At 58.7% G+C, this 15,195-nt stretch carries 14 protein-coding genes and 1 pseudogene; 13 read left to right on the forward strand and 2 right to left on the reverse strand.

The genetic code is table 11. The features are described 5' to 3' along the window. Positions 1–114: 114 nt before the first annotated feature. Both ACP7EE_RS00370 and ACP7EE_RS00375 read right to left on the reverse strand, forming a co-directional pair. Positions 115–1,731, reverse strand: coding sequence for an alkaline phosphatase family protein (locus ACP7EE_RS00370; RefSeq protein WP_426232736.1), 1,617 nt, complete (start codon positions 1,729–1,731; stop codon positions 115–117). Between the two features lie 229 nt (positions 1,732–1,960). Next, positions 1,961–2,905, reverse strand: coding sequence for a LysR family transcriptional regulator (locus ACP7EE_RS00375; protein WP_426232738.1), 945 nt, complete (start codon positions 2,903–2,905; stop codon positions 1,961–1,963). A gap of 166 nt (positions 2,906–3,071) precedes the next feature. On the opposite strand from ACP7EE_RS00375, the gene ACP7EE_RS00380 reads away from it, so the two are divergent. The 13 genes and pseudogenes from ACP7EE_RS00380 to ACP7EE_RS00440 all read left to right on the forward strand — a co-directional run bounded on the left by ACP7EE_RS00380 (position 3,072) and on the right by ACP7EE_RS00440 (position 15,051). Beyond that, positions 3,072–5,432, forward strand: a complete 2,361-nt coding sequence (locus tag ACP7EE_RS00380; RefSeq protein WP_426232740.1) for a TonB-dependent receptor — start codon at positions 3,072–3,074, stop codon at positions 5,430–5,432. Between the two features lie 48 nt (positions 5,433–5,480). Continuing rightward, a pseudogene (locus ACP7EE_RS00385) lies at positions 5,481–5,825 on the forward strand (ArsR family transcriptional regulator); the annotation flags it as partial. Positions 5,826–6,014: 189 nt separating this feature from the next. Further along, entirely contained in the window at positions 6,015–6,341 is a 327-nt protein-coding gene (locus ACP7EE_RS00390) for a hypothetical protein (RefSeq protein WP_420646721.1), read from the forward strand. Between the two features lie 386 nt (positions 6,342–6,727). Next, positions 6,728–7,543, forward strand: a complete 816-nt coding sequence (locus ACP7EE_RS00395; RefSeq protein ID WP_426202066.1) for an energy transducer TonB — start codon at positions 6,728–6,730, stop codon at positions 7,541–7,543. Between the two features lie 45 nt (positions 7,544–7,588). Continuing rightward, positions 7,589–8,314 carry a MotA/TolQ/ExbB proton channel family protein gene (locus ACP7EE_RS00400; RefSeq protein WP_426232743.1) on the forward strand — a complete coding sequence of 242 codons (726 nt, stop codon included), beginning with the start codon at positions 7,589–7,591 and terminating at the stop codon, positions 8,312–8,314. A gap of 1 nt (position 8,315) precedes the next feature. Next, positions 8,316–8,717, forward strand: coding sequence for an ExbD/TolR family protein (locus tag ACP7EE_RS00405; RefSeq protein WP_003220570.1), 402 nt, complete (start codon positions 8,316–8,318; stop codon positions 8,715–8,717). A 169-nt stretch (positions 8,718–8,886) separates the two neighbouring features. Then, complete coding sequence (locus ACP7EE_RS00410) at positions 8,887–9,468, forward strand: alpha/beta hydrolase (protein WP_420646724.1); 582 nt, start codon at positions 8,887–8,889, stop codon at positions 9,466–9,468. A 62-nt stretch (positions 9,469–9,530) separates the two neighbouring features. Continuing rightward, complete coding sequence (locus tag ACP7EE_RS00415) at positions 9,531–10,451, forward strand: sigma 54-interacting transcriptional regulator (RefSeq protein ID WP_426202061.1); 921 nt, start codon at positions 9,531–9,533, stop codon at positions 10,449–10,451. A gap of 160 nt (positions 10,452–10,611) precedes the next feature. Further along, positions 10,612–11,409, forward strand: coding sequence for a MetQ/NlpA family ABC transporter substrate-binding protein (locus ACP7EE_RS00420; protein ID WP_426202059.1), 798 nt, complete (start codon positions 10,612–10,614; stop codon positions 11,407–11,409). Positions 11,410–12,091: 682 nt separating this feature from the next. Next, positions 12,092–12,757 carry an amino acid ABC transporter permease gene (locus ACP7EE_RS00425; RefSeq protein ID WP_426202057.1) on the forward strand — a complete coding sequence of 222 codons (666 nt, stop codon included), beginning with the start codon at positions 12,092–12,094 and terminating at the stop codon, positions 12,755–12,757. Next, entirely contained in the window at positions 12,738–13,397 is a 660-nt protein-coding gene (locus tag ACP7EE_RS00430) for an amino acid ABC transporter permease (protein WP_426202055.1), read from the forward strand. Before ACP7EE_RS00425 ends, ACP7EE_RS00430 begins: the two co-directional genes overlap by 20 nt. After that, on the forward strand, positions 13,394–14,176 hold the full coding sequence (locus ACP7EE_RS00435; protein WP_426202054.1) for an amino acid ABC transporter ATP-binding protein: 783 nt from the start codon (positions 13,394–13,396) through the stop codon (positions 14,174–14,176). The genes ACP7EE_RS00430 and ACP7EE_RS00435 overlap by 4 nt, the downstream gene beginning before the upstream one ends. Beyond that, on the forward strand, positions 14,173–15,051 hold the full coding sequence (locus tag ACP7EE_RS00440) for a transporter substrate-binding domain-containing protein (protein ID WP_426232747.1): 879 nt from the start codon (positions 14,173–14,175) through the stop codon (positions 15,049–15,051). The genes ACP7EE_RS00435 and ACP7EE_RS00440 overlap by 4 nt, the downstream gene beginning before the upstream one ends. The last annotated feature ends 144 nt before the right edge of the window (positions 15,052–15,195 follow it).

The raw sequence follows: 15,195 nt of genomic DNA on the forward strand, positions 1-15,195 counted from the left end.
TCGATTGTGGATTCGTAAAGCAGGGTCAGGTCGATGTAGTTCTCAAGCATCCCCCAATCAGTCCCCTCTCCCTCCGGGAGAGGGTTAGGGTGAGGGGCTCTTGATTTTGCTCACCTACCAAACGCCGATCTGCACCAATTTCTCGGTCTCAGGCTCGCCATAGCGAAACTGTTGCCCGCGCAAATCAATCTCCCGATTGCTGATCGTCGTGCGCCGCTTCAGCCCGCGCACCCACTCGAACAAATACCCCGCATGCTCCTCACGCACCGTCGCATAAGCCGGATCAGCCCCCAGATCAACCAGCTCTTGCGGATCATTCAGCAGATCAAACAACTGCGGTCGAAAGCCGTCGTACGCCAGATATTTCCAGCGTTCACTGCGCACCATGGTCATGCGGCAACGATCAATCGGCTGACCCAGTCGCTCCCGCGCCGGAGCCTGGAAGGCATAGTCGTATTCACTGATCGCATAGCGGCGCCAGTCCGGATTTTCGCCGTGCAGCAGAGGAATCAATGAGCGCCCTTCGAGCCGATGCTCGGCACTCGGTACTCCCAGTGCTTCGAGAAAGGTCGGCAGAGCGTCGATGGTTTCCGCCAGGCGCTCATCCACCGTTCCGCGCGTGACATCCGCTGCAGCACGCGGATCGCGCACGATCAGTGGCACGCCCACGGCTTGTTCGAGCAGGAACTCTTTCTCGCCCAGATAGTGATCGCCGAGAAAGTCGCCGTGGTCGCTGGTGAACACGATCAAGGTGTCGTCCCAACGGCCGTTGCTTTGCAGAAAATCGAACAAACGCCCGAGCTGATCGTCGACTTGCTTGATCAGGCCCATGTAGGTGGGGATTACAGTCAATCGTACTGCGTCGCGGGAGAAGTTGAGGCTTTCCTCGTGTTGACGAAACGCCGTGTAGACGGGGTGGTTGCTGGCTTTTTCGGGCGCGGCGCGCACCGGATCGAGGATCGATTTCGTACTGTACAAGGTGTGGTACGGAGCAGGTGCGATGTAAGGCCAGTGCGGTTTGATGAAGGATAGGTGTAAAAACCAGGGTTGCTCGCCTTGTTCGCCAATAAAGTCGATGGCCCGATCAGTGGTGTAAACCGTCTCGGAGTGCTGCTCGGGAATGCGCGCGGGCAAACCGGCGTTGCGCATTTTCCAGCCGCTGAGGATTTCACCGTTTTCGCCTTCGGCAGCGTTGGCCCAGTCGTGCCAAGGGTTGCGAGCTTCGAAGCCTTGCTCGCGCAGGTAATGGGTGTAGGGCGCGGATTCGCGTTTGTCGTCGAACAGTGGGTCGTCGGGGAAGATGCCGTCGTGGCGCATGTAGGGTTCGAAGCCGACTTCATTCAGCACTTCGGCCTGCGCGCTGTCTGGATTGATCGCCAGCCGCTGCAAGGCATCGACATTGGCGGTGGCGTGGGTCTTGCCGACCAATGCAGTGCGGATGCCGTGCGGGCGCAGGTAATCGCCGATGGTCAGTTCTTCCAGCGGCAACGGCACGGCGTTCCACGCCACTTGATGGCTGCTGACGTAACGCCCGGTGTAGGCCGACATGCGCGACGGCCCGCAGATCGTGCCTTGGGTGTAGGCACGGCTGAAACGCACGCCGGCCGCCGCCAGCCGATCAATGTTCGGCGTGTGCAGATGCGGGTGGCCGTAGCAGGACAGGTAATCGCGGCGCAGCTGATCGCACATGATGTACAGCACGTTGCGCACGGGGTTTTCGGGCTTGGACATGAGGCTCACCGGTCAGAAGGACAGGCGAGGGTTTTCGCTTTCGATGGGGGTGTTCGGCAAGTGCTTTCGGGGAATGGATTTTATGCAGGGAATGCATCGGTGCCTGGGCTGCCGCCATCGCTGGCAAGCCAGCTCCCACAGTATCTGGGGAGTTCGCATTATCTGTGCTCGGCGCGAATCCTGTGGGAGCTGGCTTGTCGGCCCGCCGCATCGCAGCGATAGCGGTGGATCACACCGCAAAATTCTCCAGGGAACACACTTCTTCATCCACCTCATCAATCGCCTTGATCTGCGCAATCATCGCCTCCGCCAGCGGCGACAGGCGATACCCGGCGCGGCTGACAATCCCATAGCGGGTGTACAGCTCCTCAAGATCATCCGCCAGCCCTTCGATCTTCAAAGACACCAGCTCACCCTTGGCCAGATGCAAAGCATCCGAATACGCGCCAACAATCCCGATCGCATCCGAACGCAGCACTACGCCAAGCAAACTCGCGCTGTTTTCGCACTCCACATTCGGCGTGAAATCCGGGCGACCGCTGAGGTCGACGATGACCTTGCGCAGGTTCGGCGGACGGATGCTCACCGCCAGCGGATAACTCATCAATTCAGCCGCGCTGATTCGCTCGCGCCCCGCCAGCGGATGGCCGATGCGGCAGCAAAAATGCCATTTGCGCGGGCGCAGGCGATGGGTCTGGTAATCCGGGTCTGCCTCGAATTGCCGAGTGTCGGCGACGAAGAATTCGAACTCTTCGCTGAGCAGGCGTTTGCTCAGGCTCTGCCAGTCATCGACCTGGTAATGCACCCGCGCTTTCGGATAGCGGCTGATGAAGCTGCCAATCGCGCGCGGGATCAAACCCGCTGCCGGCGCCGGGCCGCAGCCGAAGCGCAACTCGCCCGCTTCCAGCCCGTTGAACTGGCTGATCTCGTTGGCCATCTGCTGCGCGCCGCTGACCAGCCGCCGCGCATGTTCGAGCAGCACCTGGCCTTGCTTGGTCGGCGGCAGATCCTTGCGCCCGCGATCCACCAACTGACAGCCGACGCTGTGCTCCAGCGCCTGAATGCTGCGGCTGAAGGCCGACTGCGACAGGTTCACCGCCAATGCGCCGGCGACGAAGCTGCGTTGATCAGCCAAGGCGATGAAGTGACGAAGTTGCCGCAAGTCGATATGCATTTTTCACATAAAAAATATCCGAGAAATGCATTGGATATGCATTAGGTCGACTCCTTATAAAGGCAATCTCTTATGCAGTAAATCTTTCTAAAAACATAAATAAATAACTTAAAAGAATATGCAGCGAGAAAGGTATCTGTGTGTTTTTTGATCAGGAGCAGCCTTTATGAGTCCGTTGAACCTCGCTTCACCGCCGCCGCCACGACGGCTCAAACGTCTGCCCCTGGCCCTGTTGCTGGCAGGAAGTGCAAGTTGGACTCACGCTTACGCGGCCGAGACCGAAGCCTCTGCGCCGGCCACCGCCGGAAAAACTGCGACCGCTGGTTCGCAACTGGAAACCGTGACCGTCACCACCCGCCGTCGCGAAGAAAGTTCGCAAGACGTGCCGACACCAATGAGCGTGGTCAGCGGGCAGACGCTGGAGACGCAGCGGGTTTACCGGATTCAGGATTTGCAGCAACTGGTGCCGAGCGTCAACGTCGCCTATATGCATGCGCGCCAGTCCAGCGTGTCGATTCGCGGGTTGGGCAATAACCCGGCGAGTGACGGTCTGGAAGGCAGCGTCGGGCTGTACATCGACAACGTGTATCTGGGCCGTCCGGGGATGGCGGTGTTCGATTTGATGGACATCGAACAGCTCGAAGTTTTGCGCGGGCCGCAGGGCACGTTGTTCGGCAAGAACACCACCGCCGGGGTGATCAACATCAGCACCCGCGCACCGAGTTTCACCCCCGAGCGCAGCATTGAAACCTCGGTTGGCGAGGACGGATATTTCCAGACCAAGGGCACGATTTCCGGGCCGCTCAACGATGTGCTGGCTGGACGTTTTTCGGCGTATCGCACGCGCAGCGACGGCGACATCAAGAACGAATACAACGGCCATGATCTGAACGGCGGTTCGCGCGAGGGTTTCCGCGCGCAGTTGCTGTTCAAGCCCAATGAGAATTTCAATCTGCGCTGGATCGGCGACTACAACGAAGAAGATTCCAGCGCCGGCACTCGCGTGCTGTACAGCACCGGCCCGACCACCAACGGCACCAACCTGTATTCGGCGCGCGCCGCTGCTGCGGGCGCAACGCTGGTCAACGGCTCGCACCGCAAGGTCAATCTGGACAACGATCAACACGTCACCGTGCATCAGGGCGGCACCTCGGTCGAAGCCAACTGGACGCTGCCGAGTGACTACACCCTGACCTCGGTCAGCTCGTATCGCTTCTGGAATTTCACCCCGCGCAATGACGACGGCCTCAACGTGCCGGCCAGCTACAACGCCGGGGTGTCGGTGGAGGACAAACAGTATTCTCAGGAATTTCGCCTGGCTTCGCCCAAGGGTGAGTTCTTCGATTACGTGCTTGGCGCGTACTACTTCGGCTCGGATCTGGACAACAAATCCTTCCTCAATTACGGCCCGCAAGCGGACATCTGGAACGGCACGCCACGCGGTGCGCTGGCCAACGTCGACAGCGTCGGCAACGGCCATATCAAGACCGACAGTTTCGCGCTGTTCGCCCAAGGCACCTGGCACCTCAGTGAGCGTCTGGACTTCACCGCCGGAGTGCGTGGCACCTACGAAGAGAAGAACGCCGATGTCTCTCGCGACGCACCGGTTGGCGGAGTAGCAGTAACTGGCGCGGCGGCCACGGCGCGTCGCGGCAGGGTGGGCGCTTATGATTCCGGCGATCTGAATCAGTACAGCTCCAGCCCTTCCGGTTTGCTCAACCTGAGCTATCGCGTCACCGATAATCTGCTCGGCTACGCCACCCTGTCTCACGGCGAGAAGTCCGGTGGGGTCAACCTCGCGGTCGGCTCGGCACCGACTGCCGGCGCCGACTCGTTGCTGATCGGCACCGAGCGCGCCAACAACGCTGAACTTGGCTTCAAAAGCACCTTGTGGGATCGGCGTTTGCAGCTCAATGCCAACCTGTTCTGGACTCAGGTCAACGCCTATCAGACCAATGCCTACGACGACGTCAACCGCGTGCAATATCTGACCAACGCCGGTTCCGTGCGCTCGCGCGGTGTGGAATTCGAAACCACCGTTGTCCCCGTGCGCGGCCTGACGTTGAACTTCAATGGCTCGTTCAATGACGTCAGCTACCTCTCTTACAAAGATGCGCCATGCCCGCCGGAAGTCAGCCAGGCGCCAGGTGCTCCGGCCTCCTGCGATCTCAGTGGCCATCAAGTGGTCGGTGCTTCGAAATGGATCGGCAACGCCAGCGGCAAGTACGAATGGAATCTCGCCAATGGCCTGCAGCCGTACGTCACCGGCAGCTATGCGTTCCGCTCGAAAGCGGTGGGCACCGTGGAAGATTCCGACTACGGGCAGATCCCGAGCTACGCGGTGGTCAACTTATCCACAGGTCTGCGCGGCGATTTCAATCAGGGCCAGTGGGACGTCTCGCTGTGGCTGAAAAACGCCTTCGACAAAACCTACTACACGACCCTGTGGACCGGCGGCAACGGTGGTTATGAAGGCCTGCTCGGCACGCCGCGCACCCTCGGCGTTACCGGTCGCTACGACTTCTGATCCGACCCTTAAGGAGCTGCATCATGTTGCGCATCAAAACCGCTTTACCTGAAAAACGAGATCGTCTGGCAGTACAGCGCCGCCAATTCGAAGCAACCGGGCTGGGCGTTCTACAGCTCGTTCATCAGCAGTGCGCGGCGTTTGCCCAACGGCAACACACTGATCGATGAAGGCATGAACGGGCGCTTTTTTCAGGTCACCGCCAGCGGCGAGAACGTTTGGGAATACGTCAGCCCGTATCAAGGCAAGGCGCCGGGCAGCGATGCAATCAGCAACTGGGTCTATCGAGCGTTGCCTGTGAGTTATGACTGGGTGCCAGCCGGGACGCCGCGTTCGGAAACCGCAGTGATTGCGCCTGTGGTTGGCGTGCAACAGACCAACGCCAGTCGTTAGTTGAAATGTAATTAATGTTCGAGCAAATCGAAATAAGCTATGAGTTACTTGAACGGTACTTATCGCAATTCGGTTTATAAATCGCGTGGACAAGCTATCGATGTCGAACCATCCTGAGTCTCGTGAGTTTCCAGGAGGAAACTTGCTCTCATCGGAAGACTCTTATCCAACGATAAAGGAAATCGAATTATGTCGAGCATTAATGGCACTTATGTAAACGCCAACGCTGGCGCCAAACTGACGATTACCGATGGCAACGACTCCAACGGCACGTTCAGCGGAAAATTCAGCCAGAATGGCGTGAACTACGACATCGCGTACGGTCACTACCACTTCCAGAACAGTACCGGTCAGCCTACGATCATCACTTTTTCGGCTCTGAATGACGGCACTGGCTATCAGTCCTGGACCCTGTTCTCACCGGATCACAATTACTCGAAAGTGCGTGCAGTCGGCTCGCGTACCAACTTTGACGGTGATGTAGTAGGTCTCGCAGGAGAATTCGTCAAACAGTAATGCCGCTGAAATAAATAAAGGCCGGTGCATTCAACGCATCGGCCTTTTTATTTGCGTAATTAAAAATTAAATCAATTATCTACTTCGTATCAGTTGTCCCCGGATACCGGATCAGCGTTTTATCCGATGCCTTGCGCGAATATTTTCAATGCCGCAAAAGCATGCCGTTTTACTCGTATAGCTGTAGGCCTTATGGGCCGCGGCGTTGGCGAGGTTGACCGTTTTACATATTCCATAAACGTCTATCCATAACATGAAAGATTACTTTCGGAGATAAGCGTCAAGCCCAATGATTTGACCCATCGATGGCGTCGTGGGGGATTCAACAGCGGCGCAATCGACAGCTTTTGCAAAGAGACCGCAAAGAGACCGCAGGGAGTTAATCAATGGGCAATGTCCAGACCGCCGCCAGTGCACAGGAGGTGCTGTGGCGCCAGGCGCCGAATGGTGAGTTGGTCGATCTCGGCCGGCCGCATCGCGTGCCGTTGGGGCAGCTGCGTTTGCAGCGGGCGCCCAAGGGAATTCTGAGCCGCCGCGAAACGATTCTGCTCGGCGTGCTGGCGCTGGTGGTGCATGGCGCGGTGATCTACTGGATCAACCAGCATCCGACGCCAGCACTGCCAATTGTGCCGCCGGAAATTCCACCGATGACCATCGAATTTTCGCGCCCGGCGCCGCCAGCGCCACCGGTGGTTGAACCGCCGCCGCCAGCGCCTGTGGTCGAGCCACCGCCGCCGGTTGAAGACGAGCTCGCGGTGAAGCCGCCGCCACCGAAACCGATCCCCAAGCCAAAACCGAAGCCGGTGGCCAAACCGCTTCCAAAACCGGCCCCGAAGGCGGTTGAACAACCCCCGGCGCCGCCACAACCGACAGCACCCGTCGCCGCGCCTGCGCCTCCTGCACCACCAGCGCCGGCACCGGTAACCCCGGCCTCGGCCAATGCCGCTTACCTGAAAAACCCGGCGCCGGAATATCCGTCGCTGGCCCAGCGTCGCGGTTGGGAAGGCACGGTGTTGTTACGGGTGCACGTATTGGCCAACGGCAAACCGGGTGAGATCCAGATTCAGAAAAGCAGCGGCCGGCAACAACTCGACGACGCGGCACAGGACGCCGTGAAGCGATGGAGTTTCGTCCCGGCCAAGCAGGGTGATGTCGCCCAGGACGGCTGGGTCAGCGTACCCATCGATTTCAAGATTCATTAAACCGAAACCTAATTCGCGCTAAACGTTTACACGAGGGAACACATCATGACGTTACTGGCATCTCCACTGGAATCCATCGAAAGCGCGGTGATCTGGCTGCTGGTGGTTTTTTCCGTCGCCACTTGGGGTCTGGCTCTGCTCAAGGCTGTGCAGTTCGGTCGATTGAAAGCGCAGGATCGCAAGTTCCATAAACGCTTCTGGGCGGCGTCGAGTCTCGATTCCGCCGCCGAGCTGAGCGAAACCCAGCCCGGCGCTGCGGCCCGAGTGGCGCAGGCCGGTTACGCGGCGATTCAGGTGGGCGAGGCGCCGCAGGCAGCGGATCTGAGCCATGCGATCAACCATCAGGATCGTCTGGAACGTGCCTTGCGGCAGCAGATCGTCCGCGAGCGGCGTTCGCTGGAAACCGGTCTGGCGGTGGTCGCGAGTATTGGCAGTACCTCGCCGTTCATTGGTTTGTTCGGCACGGTGTGGGGAATCATGGAAGCGTTGAAGGGCATCAGCGCAGCAGGCTCGGCAAGTCTGGAAACCGTCGCCGGCCCGATTGGTGCGGCGCTGGTCGCCACGGGTGTGGGGATCGCGGTCGCGGTGCCGGCGGTGCTGGTTTACAACTACTTTTTGCGGCTTCTGAAATTGACCGCGGCGGATCTCGACGATTTTGCCCACGACTTCTACAGCCTGGCGCAGAAGAGTGCGTTCCGCGTGTTGATTCACCCGACGGCAAACAAAGTCGCGGCGCAGGGCAACGCAGCGAAAGTGAAGGAGGCATCCTGATATGGCCTTCTCCACGCAAGACAGCGATGAGGTGCTGAGCGAGATCAACGTGACACCGCTGGTGGACGTGATGCTGGTGCTGCTGGTGGTGTTTATCGTCACCGCGCCGCTGCTGACCAACGCGATCCCGATCAACCTGCCGAAGACCGAAGCGGTGGCGCCGGTCGAGCAGAAAGACCCGCTGGTGGTGAGCATCGACGGCGCCGGCAAACTGTTTATCAACAAGGATGAAATCCAGCCGGATCTGCTGGAGTTCAACCTTAAATCGGCCAAGGCCAAAGACCCGGAAGTACGCGTGCAATTGCAGGCGGATGACGGAGTGAATTACGGCGAAGTGGCGCGAGCCATGGCGTCGATCGAGCGGGCGGGGATTACCAAGTTGTCGGTGATTACTGCGCGGTAAGGGTTTTTCAAGTTTTCCGGGGCCGTCTCCTTGGCAGGGTGCGGCCCTTTTTTTGCTTCGCACTACATATGCGTTTCAGGTCTTAATAAATAGCTTCTTATTCCTTAACGAATATAAATCCTCTCCCTATACTCCTCCAGTAACAGACACGACGCAGGAGTGCACCCCCATGCGCAACGAATCAATCCGCTATCTGATTGTGCCGGGCTGGCAAGGATCGCCAGAAGATCATTGGCAAACCCATTGGCAGAACAGCCTGCCCAACAGCGCGCGCGTGGAGCAGGCCGACTGGCTGACCCCGCGTCGCGAAGACTGGGTCGCCGCGCTGGCCGAGGCGATTGCCGCCGACAGCACGCCAGTGATCCTGATCGCCCACAGCCTCGGCTGCGTCACCGTCGCGCATTGGGCGGCGACTGCGCCGTTGCATTACCTGCGTCAGGTACGCGGTGCGTTGCTGGTCGCGCCGGCAGATGTCGAACGTCCGGCCTGCGCGCCGGCATTGCGTAATTTCGCACCGATTCCAACTGACCTTTTGCCGTTTCCGAGCCAGGTCGTGAGTTCCGACAACGACGCCGCCGTCAGTGCGCCGCGCGCGCTGGAGCTGGCGCGCAACTGGGGCGCCGAGGCGGGGATTCTCGCCGGTGCCGGGCACATCAATGTGAAGTCCGGGCATCAGCGCTGGGAGCAGGGTTTTGCCTATCTGTATCGCCTGCAAAATCGCCTGGAACACCACGCCCGGCGTCGCGCTTGAAGCCTTTCTTTTTTATCTAACAATCGCCCCCGTCTCCCGGCGGTTTTGGGCGGGAGTCTGCCATGAGTCTTGAAACCTTCGGTCAGCCGTTGCTGACCTTTCCCGATGCGGAAAAAAGTCCCCTGAGCATCCGCGCCAAGGCGCTGGTGTTCGTCGATCCACGCTCGCGGCAATTGCGCGAAGAGCTGGAAAATCTGGCCCCGCGTTCGATTTCGGTGTTGATTCGCGGCGAAACCGGCTCCGGCAAGGAATTGCTCGCCCGGCATATTCATCGCGCCAGTGATCGCAGCGGTCTGTTCGTCTCGGTGAACTGCGGCGCGATCAGCCCGACCTACGCCGACGCCGAACTCTTCGGCTATGCCGCCGGCAGTTACAGCGGTTCGGCCAGCAGTCGCGCCGGGTGGTTCGGCTCGGCCAATGGCGGCACGCTTTACCTGGATGAAATCGGCGACCTGCCGCTGCCGATTCAGATCAAATTGCTTTGCGCGCTGGAGAATCACGAAGTCACCCGCGTCGGCGCGCATCAGCCAAGTCCGGTGGACGTGCGCCTGGTGGCGGCGACCAGCATCGATCTGGCGCAAGCGGTGGCGGCGGGGAAATTCCATGAGCGGCTCTATCACTATCTCAGCGAAGGTCATCTGGAACTGCCGGCATTGCGTGAGCGCATCGGCGATATCCTGTCGTTGGCCGAATATTTCCTCGGCATCTATAGCCAGCGTCTGGATCTGCCGGTGCCGCTGATCAGCGAAGCCGCGCAGCATGTACTCGAACAGCACAGTTGGCCGGGCAATACCCGCGAGCTGGAAAACGTCATTCACTTTGCGCTGCTGGTGAGCACTGGCGACGAGATCTTGCCCGAGCATCTGAACCTGCCGCCGGTGCTGACGCAGATCGAAAACCAGATCAGACAGATCCTCGACAGCGGCTCCAACGCTGACCAGACCGCGCTTAAACAACTATTGAAGAACAGCGGACTGGTCTAACGCCTGCATATGAACAAAATGCATATGAAGGTGAATAATCGTTATTGTCCGGGAATAAAAAATCCCGGTATTGTCCGACTCACGCCAGCAGTAGCACATCGCTGGCACACGTATTAATGCCGTCGTCGATGACGACCGTGATTTTCGATAAGGACACTGCATGAAAAAGGTTCTGTTGTTTACCGCATTGGCGGCTGCTCTGACTGCTTCCCTGGCTCAGGCCGGCGAGAAGCTGGTAGTTGCTGCGACCCCGGTACCGCACGCTGAAATTCTCGAACTGATCAAACCGACCCTCGCCAAAGAAGGCGTGGATCTGGAAATCAAAGTCTTCACCGACTACGTGCAGCCGAACGTGCAGGTTGGCGAGAAGCGTCTGGACGCCAACTACTTCCAGACCAAACCGTACCTGGACAGCTTCAACGCCGGCAAATACAAGGACGACAAAGCCAAATATCTGGTGACTGTGCAGGGCGTGCACGTTGAACCGTTCGGCGGCTACTCGAGTAAGTACAAAACCCTGGCCGAACTGCCAGACGGCGCGACCATCGCGATCCCGAACGAAGGCAGCAACAGCGGCCGTGCCCTGATCCTGCTGCAGAAGGCTGGCCTGATCGAACTGAAAGACCCGAAAAACGCTTTGGCCACGCCGAAAGACATCGCCAAGAACCCGCACAACTTCAAGTTCAAGGAACTCGAATCGGCCCTGCTGCCACGCGTTCTGAAGGAAGTTGATCTGGACATGATCAACACCAACTACGCGCTGGAAGCCAAGCTCAATCCGACCAAGGATGCGCTGGTGATCGAAGGTGCTGATTCGCCGTACGTGAACTTCCTGGTGGCCCGTGAGGACAACAAGAACAGCGACGCAATCCAGAAACTGGCCAAAGCCCTGACCAGCCCGGAAGTCAAAGCGTTCATCGAGAAGAAGTACAACGGCGCGGTATTGCCGGCGTTCTGATCTGACGCTTTGAAACACCCCCTTCAGGTGTGAAAACGCCGATGGCTAGTGATAGTCATCGGCGTTTTTGTATGCCTTAAAAGCCCCTCACCCTAACCCTCTCCCGGGGGGAGAGGGGACTGATTGGGGGATGCTTCAGATATACGCCGACCTGATCCTGCTTTGCCGAATCCATAATCGACTCAGTCGTTCAGAGTCCTGCCTTGTGCAATCCATAATCGACTCGTTTTCTCAGGTCGATGTATGCCGCGAGACATCTCGGTCGGCCCCCTCTCCCACCGGGAGAGGGCTGGGGTGAGGGGCTTTTGGTTTACGCCGTGGTCTTCAACGCCCGGCGCAACGCCACCAGCAATTTCACAATGTCCTGCGGATCCAGTCGCTGCGGCACTTTTACGTCAGCCATATTCTCTTCCTTGTAATGGTTTGGCCGGGGAGTCTGGCCAAAAGCTGTTCGTCCTTGGAGGGCTTTCCCGAAAAAAAGACCCTTCCTACAGCGAAAAGGAAAATAGCCTTCTTATTCCTTCCCGGCAAACCCACGGGATAGTTTTTTGAGTGATATCAATATGCTTTAAAGGTATTTAAATTCTGGTTTTTATACCTTTAAAGTCGATGCCTGCCGGACAGCCATTCGCTGTCCATGGAGTGCATCACCGCCGCTTACCCAGTGGCGTCAGGACGTTTCATGACCTTCGATTACGCATTTATCCTCAGCACCCTGCCGGCGTTTCTCAAAGCCGTGGGCGTGACCCTGCAGGTAGGTTTGATCGCTATCGGCACCTCAATGCTGGTGGCGTTGCTCAACGCGACGATTCTGGTATTCCGCACGCCGTACCTGCAAAGACTGGTCGGCCTGTATGTGGAACTGGCGCGTAACACGCCGCTGCTGATCCAGCTGTTCTTCGTGTATTTCGCCTTGCCGGCGCTGGGGATCAAAGTCTCCGGTTTCGCCGCTGCGATTATCACCATGACCTTCCTTGGCGGTGCTTACCTGACGGAAGTGCTGCGTGCCGGGGTCGATGCCGTGCCGCAGGCGCAGCTTGAATCCGGCCGTTCCATCGGGTTGTCTCACGGCCAGTTGCTGCGTTACGTGATCCTGCCGCAAGCGGGAATCCTCAGCCTGCCGTCGCTGTTCGCCAATTTCATTTTTCTGCTCAAGGAAACCACCATCGTCTCTGCCGTGGCGGTGCCGGAAATCCTCTACACCACCAAGAGCTACATCGCGCTGTATTACAAAACCTACGAAATGCTCGCCGTGCTGACGCTGATTTGCGTGCTGTTGTTCTTGCCGCTGTCGCTGCTGCTCAGCCGTCTGGAACGGAGGATCCAGCATGGCCAGTTCGGGTCTTGAATTGCTCTGGGTGTCGTTGCCGCAACTGGCCAAAGGTGCCGGGCAGACCTTGTCGATCTCATTTCTGAGCATCGCCATCAGCACCGTCGGCGGCGTGCTCTACGGTGTGCTGCGCACGCTGAACGTGAGGTGGCTGAACGTGATTCTGCGGATTTATCTGGAGCTGTTCCGCGCGATTCCGGTGTTGGTTTGGCTGTATCTGCTGTTTTTCGGTCTGCCGATTTTCTTTGGCGTGAGCTTGCCGAGTTTCTGGTGCGCAGTGCTGGTGCTGTCGTTGTGGGGCGCGAGCGAGGTTGGCGAAGTGGCGCGCGGTGCGTTGCATTCGTTGCCGCGCGGGCAGCGTGAGGCGGGGCTGTCGATTGGCCTGAGTGCACCGCAACTGTTCGGCTACGTGCTGCTGCCGCAAGCGCTCAAACGCATGACGCCACCGACCATCAACGTCTACACACGGATCATCAAGACCAGTTCGCTGGCGGTGCTGATCGGCGTGGTCGATGTGATCAAGGTCGGCCAGCAAATCATTGAGCGCACCTACGAATCGGTGCTGATCTACGGCGTGCTGTTTCTGTTTTTCTTTTTCATCTGCTACCCGCTTTCGGCCGCCTCGCGCGTGCTCGAGCGGCGCTGGACACAAGCATGAGCGCATTGATCGAGTTTCACGGGTTCAACAAATTCTTCGGCGAGCAGCAGGTGCTCAACGGCATCGACCTGAGCGTCAAATCCGGCGAAGTCATCGTCATTCTCGGCCCCAGCGGTTGCGGCAAAAGCACGCTGCTGCGCTGCCTCAACGGTCTCGAAGTGGCCCACAGTGGTTCGCTGAAATTTGCCGGCCGTGAGCTGCTGGACAAGGACACCGACTGGCGTGATATCCGCCAGCAGATCGGCATGGTGTTCCAGAGTTATCACCTGTTTCCCCACATGAGCGTGCTCGACAACCTGTTGCTTGGCCCGCTGAAAGTGCAGAAACGCCAACGCCGCGAAGCGCAGCAGCAAGCCGAAGCGCTGCTCGAACGCGTGGGCCTGGCGGACAAGCGTGATGCTTTTCCGCGCCAGCTCTCCGGCGGTCAGCAGCAACGCATCGCTATCGTCCGTTCGTTGTGCATGAACCCACGGGTCATGCTCTTCGATGAAGTTACCGCTGCGCTTGATCCGGAAATGGTCAAGGAAGTACTTGAAGTGATTCAGGGGCTGGCCCGCGAAGGCATGACCCTGTTGATCGTCACCCACGAAATGGCCTTCGCCCGCGCGGTGGCCGATCGCATCGTGTTCATGGATGCCGGGCGCATCCTCGAACAGAACCCGCCCGAGCTTTTCTTTACGAACCCGCAAACCGCACGCGCGCAGCAGTTCCTGGAGAAATTCTCCTACGTCGCAGCACTGCCCAAAACGACTCGAACCAAGGAACTGGAACTGCCATGAAAACTGCCAAAGCATTATTCGTACTGCCGCTACTTAGCCTCGCGCTGCTGGCCGGCTGCAACAAGACCGACGAACCGGCCAAGCCGAAAGTCGCCAGCGAAAGCACCGCCCCTGCCAGCTATCTGGACAAGATCAAGGCGCGCGACAAATTGATCGTCGGCGTATTCACCGACAAGCCGCCATTCGGCTTCGTCAATGAAACTGGCCGCTATGTCGGTTTCGATACCGACATCGGCCGTCGTTTCGCCAAGGATCTGCTCGGCGACGAGAACAAGGTCGAGTTCGTCGCGGTGGAGCCGGCGAGCCGCATTCCGTTCCTGCAAAGCGACAAGGTTGACCTGATCCTGGCCAACATGACCGTCACCCCGGAGCGCAAGGAAGCGGTGGAATTCACCAACCCGAACCTCAAGGTTGCGGTGCAGGCGCTGGTGCCGCAGGGCAGCGACGTGAAGAAGCTCGATGATCTGGCGAGCCGCACCACCATCGTCACCACCGGTACTACGGCCGATATCTGGCTGACCAAGAATCACCCGGACTGGAAGCTGCTGAAATTCGAGAAAAACTCCGAGTCACTGCAAGCCCTGGCCAATGGTCGTGGCGATGCTTACGCGCAGGACAATCTGGTGCTGTTCAGCTGGGCCAAACAGAACCCGGGCTACCGCGTGCTGGATGAAAAACTCGGCGCCGAAGCACCGATTGCCCCGGCGGTGAAGAAGGGCAACATCGAACTGCGTGACTGGGTGAACGCTGAGTTGGCCAAGTTGGGTGAGGAGAAATACCTGCTTAAGCTGTATGACCAATACGTGCGTAAAGAGCTGAGCGATGACACCAGGCCTGAGAGCGTGATTGTCGAGGGTGGGAAGTGGCAGGGGTGAGGTGATTGCCTGTTGATTCGGTGGTGAGGCCTGCCCCTCACCCCAGCCCTCTCCCAAGGGAGAGGGAGCCGACCGAGGTGTCTCGCGTTGTACATCGACCTGAAATACTGAGTCGATTATGGATTCACAGAGGCACTTTCAGGT

Source organism: Pseudomonas sp. TWP3-2 (assembly GCF_049897765.1).
Classification (GTDB): domain Bacteria; phylum Pseudomonadota; class Gammaproteobacteria; order Pseudomonadales; family Pseudomonadaceae; genus Aquipseudomonas.